Source organism: Spirosoma sp. 48-14 (assembly GCF_001898575.1).
GTDB lineage: Bacteria > Bacteroidota > Bacteroidia > Cytophagales > Spirosomataceae > Spirosoma.
The window spans coordinates 153,133-174,358 of record NZ_MKUD01000058.1 but is presented as its reverse complement, the minus strand read 5'-3'; the positions used below and the strand labels follow the sequence as shown (position 1 = coordinate 174,358).

Annotated in this window: 19 protein-coding genes and 1 pseudogene; all 20 read right to left on the bottom strand. The window is 47.2% G+C overall.

Annotated features, from left to right (window positions below; translation table 11 throughout):
* Window positions 1–32: 32 nt before the first annotated feature.
* The 20 genes and pseudogenes from BGO59_RS25495 to BGO59_RS25400 all read right to left on the bottom strand — a co-directional run bounded on the left by BGO59_RS25495 (window position 33) and on the right by BGO59_RS25400 (window position 21,202).
* A complete protein-coding gene (locus BGO59_RS25495) occupies window positions 33–449 on the bottom strand; it encodes a PIN domain nuclease (RefSeq protein ID WP_293688298.1) in 417 nt (138 codons plus the stop codon).
* On the bottom strand, window positions 442–642 hold the full coding sequence (locus tag BGO59_RS25490) for a type II toxin-antitoxin system VapB family antitoxin (RefSeq protein WP_293688295.1): 201 nt from the start codon (window positions 640–642) through the stop codon (window positions 442–444). Before BGO59_RS25490 ends, BGO59_RS25495 begins: the two co-directional genes overlap by 8 nt.
* A 190-nt stretch (window positions 643–832) precedes the next feature.
* Window positions 833–2,644, bottom strand: a pseudogene (locus BGO59_RS25485) (acyl-CoA dehydrogenase family protein).
* A gap of 163 nt (window positions 2,645–2,807) precedes the next feature.
* Window positions 2,808–3,986 (bottom strand): acetyl-CoA C-acyltransferase, encoded by a 1,179-nt coding sequence (locus tag BGO59_RS25480; RefSeq protein WP_293688292.1) that lies wholly within the window; start codon window positions 3,984–3,986, stop codon window positions 2,808–2,810.
* Window positions 3,987–4,239: 253 nt separating this feature from the next.
* On the bottom strand, window positions 4,240–5,103 hold the full coding sequence (locus tag BGO59_RS25475) for an alpha/beta hydrolase-fold protein (protein WP_293688289.1): 864 nt from the start codon (window positions 5,101–5,103) through the stop codon (window positions 4,240–4,242).
* Between the two features lie 144 nt (window positions 5,104–5,247).
* The gene (locus tag BGO59_RS25470; protein ID WP_080053818.1) at window positions 5,248–5,802 is read right to left on the bottom strand and encodes an NADH-quinone oxidoreductase subunit J; all 555 of its coding nucleotides are present in this window, start codon (window positions 5,800–5,802) and stop codon (window positions 5,248–5,250) included.
* Window positions 5,803–5,916: 114 nt separating this feature from the next.
* A complete protein-coding gene (locus tag BGO59_RS25465) occupies window positions 5,917–6,483 on the bottom strand; it encodes an NADH-quinone oxidoreductase subunit I (RefSeq protein WP_020596463.1) in 567 nt (188 codons plus the stop codon).
* 40 nt (window positions 6,484–6,523) lie between these two features.
* Window positions 6,524–7,693, bottom strand: a complete 1,170-nt coding sequence (nuoH, locus tag BGO59_RS25460; RefSeq protein ID WP_293688284.1) for an NADH-quinone oxidoreductase subunit NuoH — start codon at window positions 7,691–7,693, stop codon at window positions 6,524–6,526.
* Window positions 7,694–7,788: 95 nt separating this feature from the next.
* Window positions 7,789–8,880, bottom strand: coding sequence for a 2Fe-2S iron-sulfur cluster-binding protein (locus BGO59_RS25455; RefSeq protein ID WP_293688281.1), 1,092 nt, complete (start codon window positions 8,878–8,880; stop codon window positions 7,789–7,791).
* A gap of 43 nt (window positions 8,881–8,923) precedes the next feature.
* Window positions 8,924–10,447, bottom strand: coding sequence for a hypothetical protein (locus BGO59_RS25450; RefSeq protein ID WP_293688278.1), 1,524 nt, complete (start codon window positions 10,445–10,447; stop codon window positions 8,924–8,926).
* 24 nt (window positions 10,448–10,471) lie between these two features.
* Complete coding sequence (nuoF, locus tag BGO59_RS25445) at window positions 10,472–11,812, bottom strand: NADH-quinone oxidoreductase subunit NuoF (protein WP_293688275.1); 1,341 nt, start codon at window positions 11,810–11,812, stop codon at window positions 10,472–10,474.
* 7 nt (window positions 11,813–11,819) lie between these two features.
* The gene (gene nuoE / locus BGO59_RS25440; RefSeq protein ID WP_020596468.1) at window positions 11,820–12,323 is read right to left on the bottom strand and encodes an NADH-quinone oxidoreductase subunit NuoE; all 504 of its coding nucleotides are present in this window, start codon (window positions 12,321–12,323) and stop codon (window positions 11,820–11,822) included.
* A gap of 4 nt (window positions 12,324–12,327) precedes the next feature.
* Entirely contained in the window at window positions 12,328–12,543 is a 216-nt protein-coding gene (locus BGO59_RS25435; RefSeq protein WP_080053824.1) for a type II toxin-antitoxin system HicB family antitoxin, read from the bottom strand.
* Window positions 12,540–12,737 (bottom strand): type II toxin-antitoxin system HicA family toxin, encoded by a 198-nt coding sequence (locus BGO59_RS25430; RefSeq protein ID WP_293688265.1) that lies wholly within the window; start codon window positions 12,735–12,737, stop codon window positions 12,540–12,542. The genes BGO59_RS25435 and BGO59_RS25430 overlap by 4 nt, the downstream gene beginning before the upstream one ends.
* A 2-nt stretch (window positions 12,738–12,739) precedes the next feature.
* Window positions 12,740–13,972, bottom strand: coding sequence for an NADH dehydrogenase (quinone) subunit D (nuoD, locus tag BGO59_RS25425; RefSeq protein WP_080053825.1), 1,233 nt, complete (start codon window positions 13,970–13,972; stop codon window positions 12,740–12,742).
* Window positions 13,973–14,058: 86 nt separating this feature from the next.
* On the bottom strand, window positions 14,059–14,559 hold the full coding sequence (locus tag BGO59_RS25420; protein WP_293688262.1) for an NADH-quinone oxidoreductase subunit C: 501 nt from the start codon (window positions 14,557–14,559) through the stop codon (window positions 14,059–14,061).
* A gap of 87 nt (window positions 14,560–14,646) precedes the next feature.
* Window positions 14,647–15,192: an NADH-quinone oxidoreductase subunit B gene (locus tag BGO59_RS25415; protein ID WP_020596472.1), complete on the bottom strand. Its 546-nt coding sequence runs from the start codon at window positions 15,190–15,192 to the stop codon at window positions 14,647–14,649.
* An 80-nt stretch (window positions 15,193–15,272) separates the two neighbouring features.
* Window positions 15,273–15,644: an NADH-quinone oxidoreductase subunit A gene (locus BGO59_RS25410; protein WP_293688259.1), complete on the bottom strand. Its 372-nt coding sequence runs from the start codon at window positions 15,642–15,644 to the stop codon at window positions 15,273–15,275.
* Between the two features lie 208 nt (window positions 15,645–15,852).
* Complete coding sequence (locus BGO59_RS25405; protein ID WP_293688256.1) at window positions 15,853–18,051, bottom strand: sialate O-acetylesterase; 2,199 nt, start codon at window positions 18,049–18,051, stop codon at window positions 15,853–15,855.
* Window positions 18,052–18,226: 175 nt separating this feature from the next.
* Window positions 18,227–21,202 (bottom strand): T9SS type A sorting domain-containing protein, encoded by a 2,976-nt coding sequence (locus BGO59_RS25400; protein WP_293688254.1) that lies wholly within the window; start codon window positions 21,200–21,202, stop codon window positions 18,227–18,229.
* Between the last annotated feature and the right edge of the window lie 24 nt (window positions 21,203–21,226).

The window sequence follows — 21,226 nt, the reverse complement described above, 5'->3', positions numbered from 1 at the left end:
GATAACGCAGTATTTACGTCGTCACGTTGTGATCATGAATACAGGCGTAGAATCCCCTCGCTAATTGGTAAATGGCTAGCAATTCGGTCAAAATCTACATCATTATGTACAACTCGTAAATTAAATCGCAGAGCATAAACTGCAATCAGACAATCGTTTGGTTTACGAATAGTTACACCCTGTTGGCGTAAAACCCTGTACAGAGTAGCCGCTCGGTCGGCCTGCTCATAGGCATCAACTTGCAAACGCTCCAAATAATTGAATTTGTCGTGTACAGCGCGTAACTCGTTTATTGATTTAATACCTTGTAGCACCTCCTGCCAAATAGGTGGGCATATCCAGACTGGCCAGTCCGACAACAAAGCCGTGTGCAAAATGTCTGTTTTAGGGTTGATTACTCGTCGGAAATAGTCGATCCATATAGAGCTATCGAACAACAAATCATTCATCGGGTGTTGTACGCATTTGGCTTAGATCGCCTTCCCAGTTGATAACACCGCGCAAATTGGCTAATTCACGTTTTTTAAGCTTTCGCAGAAACTCATATAATGCCTGATGGATAAGTTCTTCTGGCGAATCAATATGGCTCAACTCCATACTTTCTCGGAGCAATTGATCGCTTACCTCTATGGTAGTTTGCATAATGAGTATATAATGGATTGTAGTTCGTGAATCACATAAATTACAGCGCTTATCCTGATAATAAGTTTAGCCAAAGATAGTGAAAGAAGTAGTTGAAAGGGCGAATTTTGAGCTAGGTTGATGACTTTGATAAACACAAACGGGCCAACCCTGAAACAGAGTCGGCCCGTCGAACTTTAGCTGCTGATGATTAGAAAATATATTTGTTCTCCGCAATCATAGCGTCGGCAATCTGACGGCGGGCATCTTTACAATTCATTGGGTCAATCTTGGTAAACCGTTTCAGACCCATAAGCATACCGCGTAGTTCATCGCCTTCGGCAAACGACGTAACGGCGGCCCGTCCGGCACTAGCTACTTTTTCAACGGCTTCATGGAGATACACCAGGGCGATTTGTTTCTGTAGCGCTACGGCTTCTTCACCTTTGTTGCCGATCAGTTTTTCCACCCGGAGTAGTACCGACTCAGCGGCATAGATCTCGATTGCCATGTCGGCCACGTTCATCAGGATTTCCTGCTCGTCTGATAGGGTCATCATGAACTTCTGAACAGCCGCGCCCGCAACCATTAAGGCCGCTTTCTTCAGGTTTCTGAGCACTTTCTTCTCGGGAACGAACACGCCTTCTTCCTCATCCGAACTAAAGTCTGGAATCGACATGATTTCTTTAGCAACTGCCATGGCGGGTGTCATCAGGTCAAGTTCGCCTTTCATAGCCCGTTTGAGGAGCATGTCGACGATGAGCATCCGGTTGATCTCGTTTGTACCCTCGAAAATCCGGTTGATACGGGCATCGCGATACGCCCGGTCCATGGGAGCGTCGGCTGAGTAGCCCATACCGCCATAGACCTGAACCCCTTCGTCCACCACATAATCGAGGGTTTCGGAACCGTGAACTTTCATGATGGCGCATTCGATGGCGAACTGCTCGAGCGCTTTCAGCTTTGCAGCACCATCTTCCATGCCGTTGGCTTTCAGGTCTTCGATCAGGTCGTCGATATTCTGCCCAGCTCGGTACGATGCCGTTTCGGATACGTACACTTTAATGGCCATTTCGGCCAGCTTATGCTTGATAGCCCCGAAGTTGGCAATGGCGGTTTTAAACTGCTTCCGTTCGTTGGCATAGCGGATGGCATTATTAATCACTTCCTTTTAGCCGCCAACGGCCGCAATGCCCAGCTTGATCCGGCCAATATTCAGAATATTTACCGCGATCTTGAAGCCATTACCGCGTTCCGACAGCAGGTTTTCGACAGGAACCTTTACATCGTTGAAGAAAATCTGACGGGTATCGGAGCCTTTGATACCCATTTTATGCTCAGGTTCATTCATTGTAATGCCTTCGTAGGTGCGCTCTACAATGAATGCGGATAGATTTTTGTCCGTCTGGCCGTTTTCTTCAATTTTGGCGAAAACAATGTACAGGTCTGCAAAACCACCGTTGGTGATCCACATCTTCTGCCCGTTCAGAACGTAATGTTTGCCATCTTCAGTCAGTATTGCTTTCGTTTTTCCTGAGTTGGCATCCGATCCTGAATCGGGCTCGGTCAGGCAGTAAGCGGCTTTCCACTCACCGCTAGCCAGTTTGGGGAGGTATTTCGCTTTTTGCTCTTCGTTGCCGTAGTAAACAATAGGCAAAGTACCAATACCCGTATGAGCCGACAGGGCTACGGAGAATGAATGCCCAGCGCCGGTGGTTTCGGCCACCAGCATGGATGTATTGAAATTAGTACCGAAGCCGCCGTACTGTTCAGGGACCGACGTACCTAAAAGGCCTAATTCACCGGCTTTGTCCATGAGTGATGAGATCAGCTCCGGCGATTTGGCATTATCGATTTCATTCAGGCGCGGCCAAATTTCGCGTTCCAGAAACTCACGGCAGGTAGCCGCAATCATCTGCTGTTCTTCGGTGAATTCTTCGGGAATAAATACCTGTGAGGCTTCGGTTTCTTTTATCAGAAATTCGCCCCCTTTGATTGAGGCTTTAGGTTCTGTCGCAATCATGTGTCAGGAATTTTGTTATGCTTGCATACTATTTCGAAACAAATAAAATCATTTCAAAAATAGTATGCAAGCATACTATTAATTTTTTAGTCTAAGGGTAATTGGGAGATCATCTTTATGAAACTTCCCGAAAGCCCGCAACTTTCGGGAAGTTAAACGTACCTTAATTCAGTCGTTCGAAGATACCGGCTACACCTTGGCCACCACCCACACAGGCAGATACCATCCCGTATTTCTGATCACGACGACGCATCTCATTCAGTAATTGAACCGACAACCGGGCACCTGTTGAGCCAAGCGCATGGCCAAGCGCAATAGCCCCTCCGTTGGGGTTGATTTTGCTGCGGTCAAGGCCAAGCTCCTGAACAACCGCTAGTGCCTGAGCGGCAAAGGCTTCGTTCAGTTCTATTTGCTCAATATCGTCCTGCTTCAAACCGGCTTTTTTGAGGGCAATGGGAATAGCTGCTACGGGACCAATCCCCATAATTTTAGGCTCAACCCCTGCCGTAGCATACGACACCATCCGCGCAATCGGCTTCAGATTAAGTTCAGTCACCAGCTTTTCCGACATGACGATAACGAAAGCCGCTCCGTCGGACGTTTGCGATGAGTTCCCGGCTGTTACCGACCCACCAGCTGCAAATACGGGCTTTAGCTTCGCCAGGCCTTCAGCACTGGTGTCTTTCCGGGGGCCTTCGTCTTGTGCAACCGTCCATTCGCGGGTTTTCTTCTTACCACTTTCGGCATCGAAGTACGTTTCGGCGACCTTTATCGGAACGATTTCGTCGGTAAACTTACCGTCTTTTTGAGCAGCCAATGCTTTCATATGTGACTCAAGAGCAAATTCGTCCTGGGCGTCACGACTGATTTTAAACTGCTGGGCTACCTGTTCGGCGGTCAGTCCCATGCCGATATAGTAATCCGGATGCGTTTTGGCAATTTCATAATTCAATGCCGTTTTCCAGCCCATTACAGGTACCAGCGACATCGATTCGGTGCCACCCGCAATAATACAATCGGCAAGACCTGCATGGATTTTTGCGGAAGCGATCGCTATAGCTTCCAGACCAGATCCGCAATAGCGATTGATCGTCATACCGGGAACGCTTTGAGGCAATGACAGTAGAGCAATATATCGGGCAATCTGCATTCCCTGTTCTGCTTCGGGAACAGCATTCCCGACGATTAGATCTTCTACCCTGGCAGGATCGAGGTTGGGCACCTGGCTAATTAAATGCTTGATCACTTCAGCCGCCATATCATCGGGGCGGGTGAAACGGAGACCTCCACGCGGGGCCTTACCCACTGCGGTACGATACCCGGCTACAATGTATGCATCCATATTCGTTCTATTGATTACTGGCTTAGCAGAAACATCACTGTAATAACCAACTTTCTGCTGGAATCATTACAGTTACTGATAAATTATTATGCAAGCATACTATTTTTCTGGCAAACCACAAAAAGACAGTTTTGGGGATGATGCAAAATGGGTAATGTACAATGCACAATGAATAATGTGGGACACACATCCGAGGCTCAATATTCAATATTCATTAGTCATTGTGCATTATCCATTAGACATTATTTATCACCTACAGTTGTCGCTTGAAAAAGGCGAGTGCTTCCAGATAGACGTTGATATCGTTCGGATAGTCATGCTTGCCGCCAATAACTTTAAGGAGTGTGACTTCTGGTTTGCCCCTGGCTTTGTACGTGTACTGCTCGATCGTTTTATGGTCATTCGGATCATTGTCGGGGAGAAGTTCTTTCTTCGGTGAGCCCGTATAACCAGCCAGATCGGCCCAGTAGTGAAACGTCCGTTCGGTAGAGCGGACCAATCCCAGGCTTATACCGCCCGTTATTACTTCACCACCTTCGTACGGGTTAACTGTGTCGATGGTGCCATTAACGATCATGACGGGGATTGCCATGCGTTTTTCAACGCAGTCGATATTATTGGTATCGGGTAAATTGGCGATTAAAGCGGTAATGGCTCGAAATCGTTCGGGCATGGTCAAGGCGAGTTTGTAAGCCATATGCCCCCCGCCTGATGTACCTACGGCAAAAACCTTCTTTAGGTTGATCTGGTAATTTTTATCGAAATATTGGATCATAGCCTCAAAAAAGGCATTTTCATTGATGTCTTCTTTGTTGGCCAGGGTCTGAGCCGTTTTTCGGCACTCGTTCCAATAGCGTTTGTATCCGTCAGGGTAAACGATCAATAGATTTTCTGCATCCTGCTTCTCTTCCAGCTTGGCGGCTCCTTTTCGATTTCCCAGACCATCACCCCCTGAACCATGAAGCACAAAAATGAGCATGGCACCTGGTTTTGGAGCCTTTAAGAAATGAAAGGTCCGATAGTGCCCTTCGATCAATACAGAATCGGTCTGTACCTGCTTTTGGGCGAGCGTAACCTGTAAGCCGATTATGAGTAATAAAAACATTATCCGTACCATACCATGTGGGTTTAGTGTATAAAGAGACGATCGTACTATTTCTTATCATTGAGTTGTTAGCCATAAAAAAAGCCGCTCTCAGGAGCGGCTAAAAATCAGGTTAATCAGGTAAACTGTGTAAATCCTGCAGGGCCACCTGTACGGTCAGAAATGCCGGTCGCCTGCTTCGCGCTTGCCCAGCATCACAGCACCAACCATCGCTACCAGGAACAGAACAGAGGCCAGTTCAAAAGGCAGGATATAATCATTGTATAGCAACCGCCCCAGGTTTTCAACCAATCCCGTTTTAGAGTCAAAAGACATCTGGTTGACCGTCGGAATCTGAGCGCTCTTAGCCCGGAAAATGGTAATCAGCATCACCATCAGCAAGCCACCAACGATTACCGAAGCCATTTTTGTCAGATTGGTTTTCGATTCTTCATCCTCTTTTCGAAGGTTCAGGAACATGATCGTAAACAGGAACAATACCATGATCGCACCCGCATAAACAATAATATTGACAGCCGCCAGAAATTGGGCGTTCAGCAATACATAGTGGCCCGACAGGCAGAAAAACGTAGCAATCAGCGCCAACACACTATAGATAGGATTTCGGGCTGTTACAACGCCAATGGCACTAAAAAGTGTAATGGCCGTCAATGCCAGAAACAGATAGCCGGTGGGCGTTAAGTTTTTAAAGAAGTCTAAAGTTTCGGTCATAATTAGAAATCATTAATGGTCATTAGGGAGTCATTGAGGTCATTTATTGAAACGTGGCTATTGACAATCAATGACTACCGAATGACGATACATGACTACTGAAGGCTAAGTTTACTAGGTAGCTGCCCGAGTTAAGCTGGGTTCGGTTGGCGTTGCTTTTACTTCCGAATTGTTCACCCGGATATAGCGATCATCCATTTTTTCGACCAGCCGATCCTTACCATAAATAACTTCATCCCGTTCCTGGAAAACAGGTACCATACGGTCGTGACGAAGGTAAACGGCCTGTTTAGGACACGCTTCTTCACATAAGCCGCAGAAGATGCAGCGCAGCATATTGATTTCATATACAGCTGCATACTTCTCTTCCCGGTACAGATTTTCTTCCCCTTTTTTACGTTCAGCGGCTACCATCGAGATCGCTTCGGCCGGACAGGCTACGGCGCAAAGGCCACAGGCTGTACAGCGTTCACGACCTTGTTCGTCACGCTTCAGTACGTGATGGCCACGGTAGATAGGCCCCAGATAGCGTTTAACTTCCGGGTACTGGATCGTGACCTTTTTGCGGAAAAAGTGGCGAAGGGTGATCGCCAACCCACCCACAACGGCGGGTAAGTACATTTTCTCCGCCAGGGTCATCTCTTTATTACTGACCTGTTTTGAGCGATTGGTTAACTGCATGCTTTTCAGTTTTCAGTTTTCAGTTTGAAAACAGGTTAACTTAAACGGTTCCCTGTGCTATAGTCTCACGCTTCGGTGCCCGGCTGGTCGACGTAACTGCGAGTACAATCATGACAATAGCGATTAACCAGGTTGCGTATTTAAAATCGTAGAGCAATCCCGCGCCTGTAATCACAACGTTGAGGATTGATAGGGGAATAAACGTTTTCCAGCCTAGGTTCATTAACTGATCGTAGCGGAAGCGGGGTAAAGTCCACCGAACCCACATGAAAAAGAAAATGAAGAAGAAAATCTTGGCGAAGAAAACAACAAAACAAATAAGCGTAGCAATGTTATGACCAGTTACTGCACCCATTGAGTTTTCCAGGGCTTCGTTGACCAGACTCATAAAGGGGTAGTGGAAGCCCCCAAAATAGAGTGCCGAGATAAATGCCGACGAAACGAACATATTGATATACTCCGCAAATAGGTAGAAACCCAGTTTCATGGAACTATACTCCGTGTGGTAACCACCAACCAGTTCAGTTTCACACTCGGGGAGGTCGAACGGGGTCCGGTTACACTCAGCAAAAGCGCAGGTCAGGAAAATGACGAAGCCGAGTGGCTGCGTGAAAATGTTCCATTCGAAAAATGTAGCCTGCTCGTCGATGATGGCCCGAAGCGACAGTGAGCCCGTCATCATAAGAATCGTAATAAGCGATAGGCCCAAAGCAATCTCATAACTGATGTTCTGAGAAGCTGCCCGGATAGCGCCCAGCAACGAGAACTTGTTGTTCGACGCCCAGCCACCGACCATAATACCATACACACCCAGCGATACGACGCCAAAAATGTACAATACGCCAATGTTGATTTCAATGCCCTGAACGGGTATGTCGTAATTGATCTTATCCCAGGCAAACCGGATACTGTCGCTGAATGGAATGACAGCACTCGACATCAGCGCGGTAAGCATAGCCAGACAAGGACCAAGAATAAATAGCCATTTGCTGGCCTGCGCAGGAATAAAATCTTCCTTGAAAAACATTTTACCCGCGTCGGCGATGGGTTGCAACAGGCCCCACGGCCCCGCACGGTTCGGGCCGATACGATCTTGCAGGAAAGCAGCTACCTTCCGCTCAGCATAGGTAGAATAGGTCGCAATCAGGAGCGTTATCCCGAAAATAACCAGGATAATCAGGCCTTTTACGATTAATACGGGTAATTCCATTGTTGACGGTTTTCGGTTTTTGGTTTTCGGTTTACAAGTTGGCTATACTTCGTTTGCCCAACCGTAAACTGAAAACCAAAAACGGTTAGTACTGATTAAGGTTCTGGTTCCAGAGCTGATGGGAGTACCTTCGCAAATCGCTCTGGCGCTAGTTGTTGAATACCCAACTGTGAGGTGTCACGCTCGTCATCAATTGCTTTGTACTCGGCCGCTGCCAATCGCTGACCAAAGGATGGCTTGATTTCATCGCGTCGGTACTTATTGGCTGAGATAACCGAACTCCGCGAAATTTTTGTGGGCCCCTCAATGGTCCAGTCGCTGGTTTTCTTCTTATCGAAGCGGCACGTATTGCAGATAAATTCCGTCACCTCGTTCCACTCGTTTTTCCGGGCCGTTACCCGAATCACATCCTCTCCCCGATACCAGAGCGTTACCTTTCCTGAACAGGTTGGGCAATCACGGTGCGCATCGACAGGCTTGGTAAACCAAACCCGATTTTTGAATCGGTAGGTTTTATCGGTCAACGCGCCAACTGGGCAAACATCGATTACATTTCCTGAGAAATCGTTATCGATGGCTTTTTCAATGTAGGTACTAATTTCGGCAGCATCGCCACGACCCATTACACCATGCACCCGTTTGTTCGTAATCTGATCGGCCGTAAACACACAACGGTAGCAAAGAATGCAGCGTGTCATGTGCAACTGGATGTATGGACCAATATCATGCTTCTCAAAAGTCCGCCGATCTTCTTCATACCGGGTAGTCTCGCGGCCGTGATCAAACGCGAAATTTTGCAGATCGCACTCACCAGCCTGATCGCAGACGGGGCAATCGAGAGGGTGATTCAGCAATAAAAACTCGACCACCCCTTTGCGAGCTTCTACTACCTGCGGGCTGGTTTCATTTTCGACCACCATGCCATCCTGTACAGTCGTCAGGCAGGAGGCAACTAGTTTCGGCATGGGGCGGGGGTCTTTAGCCGACCCGGCTGCTACCCGAACCAGACATGCCCGGCATTTGCCGCCACTGCCTTTCAGGGGCTGGTAATAGCACATGGCCGGTGGAGCTACTGCCGGGCCAATTTTACGAGCAGCCTGCAAAATGGTAGTGCCTGGCTCTACTTCGACCTCAATACCGTCTATTGTGACTTTCAGTAATTGCGGCTTTATTTCCTGTTCAGCCATAATCGTTTGCTAAGTTGACAAATCTACCACATTAGATGCGGTATTAAATATGCTTAAAAATCTGATAGCCACTTATTTCTTTCTGGAGCACATAATCTTTTGGATTGAATGTGTACTCAAAAGCGAAATAATAAAGTGGTTGCTTTTTAGGCGCAATAATAAATTTAATAGAACCTTGCTTTACCAGGTTTTCGAACTGGCTAAAATCGTGTTTTTTGCCAATATACAGAAACCGGATAATGTCGTCGGTATAAGCCAACTGGTGCCGAAACAGCATTTGCTGAAGCAGCCATCCCCGGTAATTATCGCCCATGAGCGCCACCACGTAATCCTGCTTAGCCAGTTGAGGCTCTACAAACGATTTTACAAGCATTTCATCCCGATACTGCCGGGCATAATACCCATAGTCCGTATTCAGATGATTGTCTAGCTGTTGACTGGCGAAATAGAGCATTGTCATGCATACCATTGCCGGAAACAGATAGCGATCTAGGCTGCCCGTACGCGGGAGCTTTATCGCATCACAAAAATACCAAAATATTATGAGTAAGCCTGTATACGCGAACTCATGATAATAGCCCACAGCAGCACCATGTTTGAAAGCGGTTACTGTAGCGAAGCCAAAAAAGAACATGGCCGCCAGAGCAAGAAATTGTTGACGAATATCCAGGCTCGTGAACAACCATTTTAAACTGATTAGCCATGTCACGGCAATCAGCAGACTAGCAGCCGGAATCAGGTAGCGGAATGTGTACCCGTAAAACCAGCCGGGTGAGAGGGGTAAGGTGACACTGATGAACAAATTCTGAAAGAAAATGCCCATATGCCCTTCATCGCACAGCAATGTCAGCACCAGAAATAGCGCTGCCATGATACCCAGGGTACGAAACAGGACGCGCCACTGAGCGGTAATGAACAGAAACCCCAGGATTATGGCGATGTGAATCATGCCACTTTGCTTCACGAAAAAAGCAACAATAGCGAGCAAAGCAGCACTAATCCAATAGCCATTCCATATTGTGGGTTTCTTGAGTCCTTCCAATGCACAGTAAATCAGCATCGTCGTGCAAAGAAAGAGCAAGCTATCGACGCGAGAATTTGTCAAATGCCAATGTTGTAATACCCCAAAGACGAGGCAACAAAGGATTAGATTCTGTACCAGCCGGAGTTTCAATTGCCGTAAACCTGTAGCGAAAACAACCAGCATCGATGCCATCACCAGCGCGAAAGAGACCATCCGACTCAGTAACTGAATACGAAACACCTGCGTCGGGTCCCAGCCGATTATTCGATAAATAGTGCCGACAAGCCGGTAGTAAAGCGGTGCGTATTGGGTAACCCAGAAGGGAGGAACTTCCGGGTTATAATACAAAGGTCGGCCATCGGCTACCAACTGGATGCCGTACGTTGTGCTCCTTTCTGAACCCGAAATATCGGGCAAATAGCTCATGGAGTATTTTACCTTCACAAAAAAGATAACAACTGTACAGACCAGACAAAAAATCAGCGTAAGTAACCAGGTCTGGGCTTTCAGAAGGTTATATACGCTGACCAGAAAAAGCGGCATAATGACAGAGAAATGTGAATTACGTTAAATCAGGGCCATCTCCCCCCGATATACAGCACCTGGTTGGGTGGCTTCGGATGGGTGGTCGATATGCCACTGAAATTCGTCCCGGAAATGCCGGATCGCACTGGCTACTGGCCAGGCTGCAGCATCGCCGAGCGGACAAATCGTATTGCCTTCAATCTTTTTAGCCACATCGACCAACAGATCAATGTCCTGCTGATGTCCATGACCATACTCGATACGATGCAGAACTTTTTCCATCCAGCCAGTTCCTTCCCGACAGGGGCTGCACTGTCCACAGGATTCGTGGTGATAGAAACGGGAGAAGTTCCACGTATTCCGAACAATACAGGATGTTTCGTCAAACACGATGAAACCGCCTGATCCAAGCATGGTACCTGTAGCAAAACCGCCGTCCGATAAGGATTCGTAAGACATCAGGCGTTTTTCGCCGTTAGCTAGTGTTAAAGCCAGATTGGCCGGTAAAATGGGCACAGATGAACCTCCAGCAACTAGTGCTTTGAATTTATGCCCAGGCCGAATACCGCCACACCATTCATCGGCAAAGATGAAATCTTCAACAGGGACTCCCAATTCAATTTCATAAACCCCCGGTTTGTTAATGTGACCCGAGGCCGAAATCAACTTCGTACCCGTACTACGTCCAATACCGATGGCAGCATAAGCATCTCCACCATTGTTGACAATCCAGGAGGTAGTGGCAATGGATTCAACATTGTTAACTACTGTTGGGCATTGATAAAGGCCCTTTACAGCCGGGAATGGCGGTTTGTTTCGTGGGTTGCCTCGTTTACCTTCCAGCGATTCGAGCAGGGCTGTTTCTTCACCACAGATGTAAGCTCCCCCACCGGGTTGAACAACCAGCTCAAGGTCGTAACCACTACCCAGAATATTTTTGCCCAGGAAACCTTTCGCTTTGGCTTCGGCAATGGCTTTTTCGAGGATGTGGATGACATACATCAATTCGCCCCGTACGTAGATGAACGATTTGTTGGCCCCTAGAGCGTATGACGAAATAATCATGCCCTCAATGAGTAAGTGAGGGAGATTCTTCATCAGGTAGTGGTCCTTGAATGTACCCGGCTCCGATTCGTCGGCATTACAGACCAGATAGCGGGGAACTCCTTCGGGTTTAGCCAGGAAGCTCCACTTCATACCCATCGGGAAGCCTGCGCCCCCACGTCCACGAACCCCGGCTTTTTTTACCTCTTCAACAATGGCATCGGGTGTCATGGTTTTGAGGGCTTTTTCAACACCCGTATACCCGCCCTGTTTCCGATAAACATCGAACGTCTCGATGCCAGGGACGTTAATATGCTCGGTTAATATTTTAGTTGCCATGAGTGGATTATTTCGACAGTTCGTCAATAATTTCGTCTACACGCTCGTTGGTCAGGTTCATATAGTATTTTTCCCGAATTTGGAAAACGGGGCCCATACCACAGGCGGCTAAACACTCTACCTCTTTCAGTGTGAACCGGCCATCGACCGTTGTTTGTCCGGCATCAATTCCCAGGCGCGTTTTCAGGTGTGCATACACTTCTTCCCCACCCATCAGGCAGCAAGGGCCTGTCCGGCAATATTCGATGACGTGCTTGCCAACTGGATTAAGGTGAAACATGGTATAGAACGTAGCTACTTCATACACTTCGATGGGTTGAATGTCGAGCATACGGGCTACATAATCCATGCCTTCCACACTTGTCCAGCCTTCCTGCTCCTGTAGCAAGTGCAATAAAGGAAGTAAAGCGGATTTCTGTTTGCCTTCAGGATAACGGGCAATGATTTCCTTCGCCCGTTCCAAGCGCTCGGGCGTAAATTGTATAGCAGAATGGTTTGTTTCTGTTGTCATACATTTAATAGGCAAAAACCATTGTTTCGGCTTCTGAATTCGCGGTTGGAATAGGATGCCCTTCTAGTTCTAAACCTTCTATATGAAATTGAATTCCTTCATAAATCAAGCGTTCGACTTCCTCTTTGGTCGGCGCAGTGGCTACACATCCAGGTAAATCCGGCACATAAGCTCCATACCCGGATGGCGTCTTTTCAAATATGACCAAATACTTTTTCATAGATCAATCTGAGCCTGTTTATAAATACTATTTAGCGTTCCAACAGGAACATCATCGTTTAAGCTATGATAAGCGATGGTTACTAAGCCCGTTTTGGTATTATGCTTAAATTGACGATGACTTCCTCGATGCCTGACCTGATACCAGCCATCGTCCTCAATTATACGAACAACTTCGCGGAACTTTATGGCCATACCTAGGCGTCTAACTCACCGGCAATCACGTTCATGCTACTCATGATCACGATGGCATCGGATAGAGTCAGCCCTTTACACATTTCCGGATAAGCCTGGTAATAGATAAAACAGGGCCGACGGAAGTGAAGACGATATGGAGCGCGTCCACCGTCGCTGATCAGGTAAAAGCCCAACTCACCATTGCCTCCTTCAACTGCGTGGTACACCTCACCAACTGGTGCATCGATCTCACCCATCACAATTTTGAAGTGATAGATCAGGGCTTCCATGTTCTTATACACTTCTTGCTTCGGAGGCAGGTAGTATTGTGGAGCGTCAGCGTAATACGAACCTTCGGGCAGGTTGTTGATAGCCTGTTCAATGATCCGTAAGCTCTGCCACATTTCGGCATTCCGCACCATAAAGCGGTCATAGGTGTCGCCACTTTGACCGATGGGAATATCGAATTCAAAATCCTCATACGACGAATAGGGATTCATAACCCGAACGTCGTAATCGACACCGGCGGCCCGTAGGTTTGGCCCGGTAAATCCGTAACTCAACGCCCGTTCTGCCGATATACCACCAACACCGATCACCCGATCCATGAAAATACGGTTGCGGTTGAAGAGGTTTTCAAACTCGGTCAGTACTTTGCGGAAGCGGGGAATCAATTCTTTGATCTTACGAATAGCCGTAGGGGATAAGTCCCGCTCCATGCCACCGATACGCCCCATGTTCGTCGTCAACCGGGCACCGCAAACTTCTTCGTAGATTTCGTAGATGTTTTCGCGCTCCTGATAAATGTAAAGGAAGCCGGTAAACGCCCCCGTATCAACACCCAGAATCCCGTTGCAGATGAGGTGATCGGCCAATCGTGCCAACTCCATCATAATAACCCGGATGTACTGCGCCCGCTTGGGTATGTCAATCCCTAGCAATTTTTCGACCGTCATATGCCAGCCCATATTGTTAATGGGCGACGAACAGTAGTTCATCCGGTCGGTAAGGGTCGTAATCTGGTAAAAAGGGCGTCGTTCGGCAATCTTCTCGAACGCCCGGTGGATATAGCCGATGGTTTGCTCGCCCGATACGATTTTCTCACCGTCCATTTGCAGAACGTTCTGAAAAATACCGTGTGTGGCCGGGTGAGTAGGACCGAGGTTCAACGTAGTCAATTCGTTGACGTACTGAACCGGGCCTTGTTCGGCAGGTAAGTTTTTGTTAGCTATATCGAGTTCTTCAGAAACCATAATTAAAGAGCGAAAGAGCGAAAGAGCGAAAGAGTGGCTGGCGTATGGTTTTTCGCTCTTTCACTCTTTCGTTCTTTCGCTATTATTTATCGTCCAAACAATGCATCTATTTTATCCTGCCGGGTGCTGTCTTCGAGTGGGTATTCTTTCCGCATTGGGAAGTAGTCCATCTCTTCCATGTTCAGAATCCGGCGTAAATCGGGATGGCCGTCGAAAATAATCCCAAACAGATCAAACGTTTCACGCTCCATCCAGTTTGCACTAGCAAACAGGCCTGTCATCGTCGGGATATGGACATCTTCGGCAGCGAGGTACACTTTAATACGTAGCCGGAAGTTATTGATTAGGCTATGCAAGTGATAGACCACGCAAAATTCCTTACCGGCCGAATCGGGGTAATGAATAGCCGTAATATCGGTCAAAAAACCGAACTGATAGGTAGAGTGCGACTTCAGAAATGAGACAAGTGGAATAATCTGCTCACGGCTGGTCGAAAACGTCAGCAGGTTATATGGGTCATCGAAGTCGGAAACGGCTTCGCCGAATTGGTTGATGATGGTCTGCGCAACTTCCTCGTTGGTCAGCATTGGCAAAAGTGAATGAGTGAAAGCAAATGAGTGAATAGGGGAGAAGGCTTCTGAAATTACCAGCTCATCTATTCACTCATCCTGTACTTATTGAATGCTATACGAATTCAGTAACTTCTGGTATTCTTCGGTATTTCGCCGACGGAGTGATTCGTTCTTGGCAAGCTCCTGAACCTGTAGTACACCTTCCAGAATCTGCTCCGGGCGGGGTGGGCAACCAGGTACATATACATCAACCGGGATAATACGGTCGATGCCCTGCAGGACGCTGTAGGTATCAAAAATTCCACCGCTCGACGCACAGGCACCAATCGCAATGACCCAGCGAGGCTCGGCCATTTGTAGATATACCTGTTTGACAACAGGGGCCATCTTTTTCGCGATAGTTCCCGCTACCAGTAACATATCGGCCTGCCGGGGCGAAAAGCTTGGACGCTCTGCGCCGAAACGACCTAAATCATAATGTGAGGCCATGGTCGACATGAATTCAATACCACAGCAGGAAGTTGCAAAGGGTAATGGCCAAAGCGAATTAGCACGGGCCAGACCTATTATTTTATCAAATGAAGTAGCTGAAAAACCGGGTCCATCATAACTTGCGGGGGCTTCAGCCAGCTTAATATCAGTTGCCATGAAAATACGGTTCGCCGTTGCGGTTGTAGTTAGTTACTATAACAACGAATAAATATGCTGTAAGATTCATTCGTTAAGGCTTATTCCCACTTCAGAACGCCCTTACGAATGATGTAGTAGAAACCGGCCAGGAGCAGCCCCATAAACAGCACCATCTCAATAAATCCCGCCATACCCAGGCCTTTAAAGTTTACAGCCCACGGATAGAGGAAAATGACTTCTACATCGAACAGAACGAAGAGAATGGCAATCAGGAAATATTTGATGGAAATTGGAGTACGTGCGTCGCCCTGAACAGGAATTCCACACTCAAATGGATCGTCTTTTTTCTGACTGTGTCGTTTGGGGCCAATTGCGTGGGTAACGACCATCGTCGTTACGATAAATCCCAGTGCTAAGCCGAGCTGAATCAGCACCGGCAGATAATCAGCCGGAACATAGGTTGCATTCATAGACGTAGGTTGCGAAGAACGGGCAAAGGTAGCGATAAAACGAATAAACTCACGCGAATAAGTTGATCACTACCCCTGTGCCAAATATACATCAAATATACGATACTTGACTTGGTTAATCAATTACTGATTGGTTTGTTCAGTCTCGTAAAACGTCAAAAGCCTTTTCGTAGAGAAAAGGCTTTTGAGAGGTGGCTTTTGATTCGATCTATCGGTTAATGATCACCCGTTTCGACAAGTCAAACCCGTTCGAATGAACGCGAATGAGATAAACGCCCTGTGCCAATCCGGATAAGTCGAGTACCTTACGTTGGTCGAGCAGTGGAATCTGGCTTGAATAGAGTTTTTGACCTGTTAATGTGAATACATCAATATCGGCATTTTTTAAATCTTCCAGGGTTTCAATAGCTACTGTTCCATCAACTGACGGATTAGGATAAATGACCAATCCACCGTTAGAACGATCGAATGTGAATGGTTTAGGTGTACTGAATGTCGAATAACAGGTCAGGTTATTCCCATTTGCCAGGGCAAACGTAGTTTTTGTTCGCGCTGAATAATTAGCTGACACCACTACTTTGATAACTGCATCATTTTTAGGAAGCACTTCTGTGTTGTTGCGTCGCCAGTCGAATAAGTCAGGTTGGCCGCCTGTAGGTGTAGGTAGTACCGCCTGTAAGCTGTAAGGTCCCACTTGCTCAATACTCGGTACAGGGACTTTGGGCCGAACCGTTAGATTAATACTCGCTGTCTGGCTGGACTTACAGCCGTATACACTCTGTGCCTGTAGCGTGTAGGTTCCGGCTTTACTCAACGTAATGGTTTTACCAGTAGATGTTGTACCGCTTGCGCTCCATATGCCTGTGCTGTTGGCACTGGTATTCGCAAGAAAGACTGCCGATGAATCAGCACAGATTTGTTGCTGAGTGTCAACCGCTTTTCCAGGCTGGCTAGCCAGAGAAATAGTGGGTGCTGCTGGCTGAATAGGACTTTGTACGTCAAGAATTGGCGATAGATAGGTTCGTCCACCTCCATCTTTCAATGTAGCCTGATAGGTGCCCGGCTGACTAACGGTAATACTTTGTGTCGTCTGCCCTGTATTCCAGGTATACGATTTATAAGCGTTTGGCAAGGTGAGTGTTAGAGCGTTGCCCGAAGTGCCGCAGGTGACATTAATAGCTGGTTGGAGCAGTGGAGGCAGAGGCAAAGAACTGGCAAAAAAGGCCGTATTTAAGCTCTCATACCAAGCCTGCCCCAGATCAATAAGCCCTTTGTCGCCTGGATTATTGGTTGTACGGTTTCCAAAGTGAACATCGTCGAAGCGGGGAATCTGGATATTATCCGTAAAAGGTCCAGCAAATACGTTGTTAGCATACGTGTTAATCACATCATTCTGGGCCTGGATGACATCTTGGCTCACTGAATTGTTGCTATACGACGACCGGGCCAGAACCCAGGCTGGATAATTCTGAATGTCGGCACGGGTCTTGTTGACCAGATACTGCATGGAAGTTGCATACTCTTTACGAGGAGTATGTAACGGGAAATTGTCAAACTCGCCCTGCTGCCATAATACGGCACGAAGGCCAAGTAATGAGCTGTAGTAGCGTAAGGAAACTAGTAAGTTACCGTAAGGCATCCCTACTGGAAAGTTTTCATCAGGCGTACCGAGGGCAAATATTTGTTTAGTGATTTTTCCATCAGCACTTTCGGTCCAGTTCTGAATGGTAGTTGCCTCCCAGGCGGTATTGATAAAGAGTACGGGTACATTATATTGCTTCACTAACAGATCGCCCAGATAGCCCCAGCACCAGGCACTCTGACCGCGAGGGCCGATAATGGCCGTTGCTGTTAATTGCTGAAAGGCGGGGGCAGGTGGATCGGCTAATGAATTTTTAGCGATATTATCGTATGCCAGACAGTTGACCCGATCATCATTGGCTGCTGTTGCTCCGTAGTTTAAGCCTGCTCTTGTAATAAACCCTTGGGCGTTCGATTGCCCCGTTATGATAAAGACTTCGCCAACTCCTATTTTGCGGACAACATCGCTGCCTACTATGCTCCCCCCAGCAAAAGCCTGAACTTCCAGACGATACCAGCCTCCTTTTGCTTTTAAAGAGCCCTGAAAAATACCACCCTGTGGGTTCTTTTGTATAGTAACCCAGTTTGTACCTAGTCCCTGCCCACTCACTTCTTCCTGAACGCGAGCCTGAACGCTATCGACAGGCTGGTATATACTTCCTGAAAGGTAAAATGTACAGGTATTATCATTCGCACGCTGAAAAATAGCTCGGGTAACCGGGTATGTGATTTTTATGACGGGGTTGGTACTTTGAGCAGATACCTGAGTACACATCCACGTCAGGCAACATACTAATCCATATACTAATAAATAACGATTGCTCATTTTAGCTTTCAATAACTTGTATGCTGTTACCATAAAGAATTAACAGTAACAAAAGGTATGCAAAAATCGGACCGCTCTTGAACCAGTATCTGGACATCTGGATCAGCGCGATTTCCCAATAAAATGCAAAATTAACGTTGACAACTATGATTAAACGGTTAAAACCAAATTAATATTACAATCCGAGGATTATTCGCTTGGAAACATCAAAACTGGGCGACTGAACGCGAAGAATATAAGAACCTGATGGCATAGCAGTTAAAGTCAGTTGCTTTCGGTCATCGAACGCTGGTACTGTTGTTTTTAACACTACCTGTCCCGTTAGTGTATAGATAGTAAGCGTGGCATTCGTTAAATTCTCTTTCGTTTCAATCGTTAAAATTTTATCAGGATTGGGGTTTGGGTACACACTCAACCCTTTGTCGTTGGGATCAATCGTAAAGGTCAATGGGGCCGATGGCAGGGAGAAGCAGGTTAGTGTTCCAGAATAAACGGTTGAGGCACGGGCGGTGTACGATCCCGATTCACTTGCTTTTATAGTGGATGTCTGTACCGCGAGCGAGTCGTTGTCTCGACGCCAACGAAAAACGGTGCCATTGGTTGAACTGATGGCTTGCAAAGTATATGTGCCAACTACATTAACGGTTGGAGCTGGTGGCAGGGGTCTTAATTCAACCGTTGTTGAGCCCGCTTGAGTTGATACACAACCATTCACATCCCGAACTTTGGCCGAATAGGTACCTGCTGTAGTTCGGGTAATACTTTGGGTTGAATCGCCCGTACTCCAGAATACAGTGTACTGCCCGTCTACTCGTAAGGTGACTTTGTCCCCCTCGCATATGGTTGCTGATGGATTGGCTAGTATGGTAGGCGTAGCTGGTAATGGATTTACTTTTACGGGAATAACCGACGAATAGGGCGAAAGACAGTTGTTTTCATCCCTTGCCTGTACAGCATAATTGCCCGATGTCGTCACTACAATCGATTTGTCGGTTTGGCCGCTCGACCACACTACACCTACAGCACTGGTCGCGTTTAATGTAACCCGATTCCCTTCGCAAAAAGTTGTTATGCCTGCTGCCGACACAGTAGGCGTTTGTGGCAATGGATTTACTTTAATAATCACTTCGTCGGACTGCTCGGAGGTACAACCAAATTCGTTTCGGGTGCGAACGGCAAAATTTCCAGACTGGCTCAGGGTGATACTTTGAGTTGTCTGACCGCTGGTCCACTGGTAGGCTACATTTTGGGGAGCACTCAGCGTTACGTTGCGATCGGCACAAAAAATAGTAGGCCCATTCGCCGAAATAACAGGCTTGTCGGGTACAGGATTGGCTGTTACAACGATGGTATTCGATTGAGCAGACGTACACCCGTTTTGATCGGTTACTGTCAGAAAGTAAGAGCCAGACGATCCAACAGTTGCAACCTTATTATTCTGACCGTCGCTCCAATTGTATTGTACATTATCACTACTAGCACGAAGTACTGTATTATCGCCCTGGCAGAATGTAGTTGACTTGTCGTTAGTAATTGTTGGCGTAGCAGGTAATGGATTGACCGTCACATTGAGGGTATTTGAGGTAAAATCACACCCACTTATATCTCGGTAACGTACAAAATAGATCCCTGCTGTAGTTGTAGAAAATCCCCGCGATGTGCTTACTGTTGTATTATTCTGTTGATTGATCCAGGTAACATTATCGTAGTTGCTAGTCAGGGAAAGGCTACTACCTATACATATTGACGGCACACGGTTCCCTACAACAGAAGCTACAGGGGCATCAGAGACCCGGATCTGGCCAGTAAAAAATGTATTGCCTTTTGCATCTTTCACTTTAGCGCGGTAGGTTCCCCCACCCTTCGTGATTGAACTGCCTGATTCGCCCGATTCCCACTGTACTGTCGGGTAGTTTCCAGCAACCGTCAATTTCAGGTTATTATTGGCAGCACATTCTACACTAACGGTTGGGGCTAAAGCAGGACTTATAGGGGTTGATGTCTGAAAAAAAGCATCTGTTAAGCTGCCATTCCAGGCGCTGGCTACTTCAACAAGACCATTGTAGTCGAAGTGAACTCCATCGGGGTCGTTTAGAGGGGGGCGTGTGCGTGGTACTTGTATACCATCCGTATTTGGACCGGCGAACACATTGGATACCGTACTTATCACCTGATTTTGTCCAGCAATGATCTGTTGGTCTATGCCTCCTATAAAGTCGCCATAACTTGCTCTGGCGACCATCCAGGCCATGTTCTGACCGTAATCCTGACGAGCTTGATTAATAACAAATTGTAAATCGTTGGCGTAGGAAGCCGTGCTGGTATTGATTAAGTTATCAGCTTCGCCCTGATGCCAGAGCACGGCACGCACACCGAGCATATTGGCATAATATTGGAGAGCCAGTTTTAAGTTGATATAAGGTTGACGAGGGCTATAGGGAGCTCCGCTGTACACACTATAAGCTACTCCACCTTCGGGAGCACTTTCACGCCAGTTTCGGACGGCCGTACCAGTAAATGCTCCGTTGAAGAACATAACAGGAACGTTAAGCCGCTTTACCAGCAGATCGCCTAATTGGCCCCAACACCAACTCCCTACTCCTCGTGGAGCAATCGAAAACCCGTCCGTATTGTCCAGCATGGAGAAAACTGGAGTTGGGGGGTCATTCGGAAAGCCATCTCCCGGATATTGGTAATTAACGCAATTTACCCGGTCATTTTGAGGGTTTGGCGCACTTTGATGTACCCCCTGTGCATTCGATTGCCCCGCTACGACAAATACTTCCCCAATACCTACTCGTTCGATGGTTGTTACATTCCCAACTTGCTGGTCGTTGTTCATACCACGCACCTCAAGATTATACCATCCGCCTTTTCCCTTCAAATCGCCAGCAAAAACGCCACCCGTAGGATTATTCTGGATAGTAGCCCAATCGGTTGATGTGCCCTGACCATCTCTGGCCTGTATACGAGCTTCTATACGGGTGACTGCTGATGTATAATACCCAGTGATTCGGAAAGTTGCTTCATTCGACTGATTGCGTTGAAAAACAGCCCGACTCACAGGGAAAGAAACCTGAATCTGTGCTGTTGCCAGAAAAGAAAAGAATAAACAGACTATTGTACCGAGCGTCCTGAAAAAATGGTTCATAATCATTGAAAATGCGACCAGTCA

Bases quoted from the DNA above. Each gene is read 5' to 3' on its own strand.
- BGO59_RS25495 (WP_293688298.1), bottom strand. From the start codon at position 449: ATGAATGATTTGTTGTTCGATAGCTCTATATGGATCGACTATTTCCGA.
- BGO59_RS25490 (WP_293688295.1), bottom strand. From the start codon at position 642: ATGCAAACTACCATAGAGGTAAGCGATCAATTGCTCCGAGAAAGTATG.
- BGO59_RS25480 (WP_293688292.1), bottom strand. From the start codon at position 3,986: ATGGATGCATACATTGTAGCCGGGTATCGTACCGCAGTGGGTAAGGCC.
- BGO59_RS25475 (WP_293688289.1), bottom strand. From the start codon at position 5,103: ATGGTACGGATAATGTTTTTATTACTCATAATCGGCTTACAGGTTACG.
- BGO59_RS25470 (WP_080053818.1), bottom strand. From the start codon at position 5,802: ATGACCGAAACTTTAGACTTCTTTAAAAACTTAACGCCCACCGGCTAT.
- BGO59_RS25465 (WP_020596463.1), bottom strand. From the start codon at position 6,483: ATGCAGTTAACCAATCGCTCAAAACAGGTCAGTAATAAAGAGATGACC.
- nuoH (WP_293688284.1), bottom strand. From the start codon at position 7,693: ATGGAATTACCCGTATTAATCGTAAAAGGCCTGATTATCCTGGTTATT.
- BGO59_RS25455 (WP_293688281.1), bottom strand. From the start codon at position 8,880: ATGGCTGAACAGGAAATAAAGCCGCAATTACTGAAAGTCACAATAGAC.
- BGO59_RS25450 (WP_293688278.1), bottom strand. From the start codon at position 10,447: ATGCCGCTTTTTCTGGTCAGCGTATATAACCTTCTGAAAGCCCAGACC.
- nuoF (WP_293688275.1), bottom strand. From the start codon at position 11,812: ATGGCAACTAAAATATTAACCGAGCATATTAACGTCCCTGGCATCGAG.
- nuoE (WP_020596468.1), bottom strand. From the start codon at position 12,323: ATGACAACAGAAACAAACCATTCTGCTATACAATTTACGCCCGAGCGC.
- BGO59_RS25435 (WP_080053824.1), bottom strand. From the start codon at position 12,543: ATGAAAAAGTATTTGGTCATATTTGAAAAGACGCCATCCGGGTATGGA.
- BGO59_RS25430 (WP_293688265.1), bottom strand. From the start codon at position 12,737: ATGGCCATAAAGTTCCGCGAAGTTGTTCGTATAATTGAGGACGATGGC.
- nuoD (WP_080053825.1), bottom strand. From the start codon at position 13,972: ATGGTTTCTGAAGAACTCGATATAGCTAACAAAAACTTACCTGCCGAA.
- BGO59_RS25420 (WP_293688262.1), bottom strand. From the start codon at position 14,559: ATGCTGACCAACGAGGAAGTTGCGCAGACCATCATCAACCAATTCGGC.
- BGO59_RS25415 (WP_020596472.1), bottom strand. From the start codon at position 15,192: ATGGCAACTGATATTAAGCTGGCTGAAGCCCCCGCAAGTTATGATGGA.
- BGO59_RS25410 (WP_293688259.1), bottom strand. From the start codon at position 15,644: ATGAATGCAACCTATGTTCCGGCTGATTATCTGCCGGTGCTGATTCAG.
- BGO59_RS25405 (WP_293688256.1), bottom strand. From the start codon at position 18,051: ATGAGCAATCGTTATTTATTAGTATATGGATTAGTATGTTGCCTGACG.
- BGO59_RS25400 (WP_293688254.1), bottom strand. From the start codon at position 21,202: ATGAACCATTTTTTCAGGACGCTCGGTACAATAGTCTGTTTATTCTTT.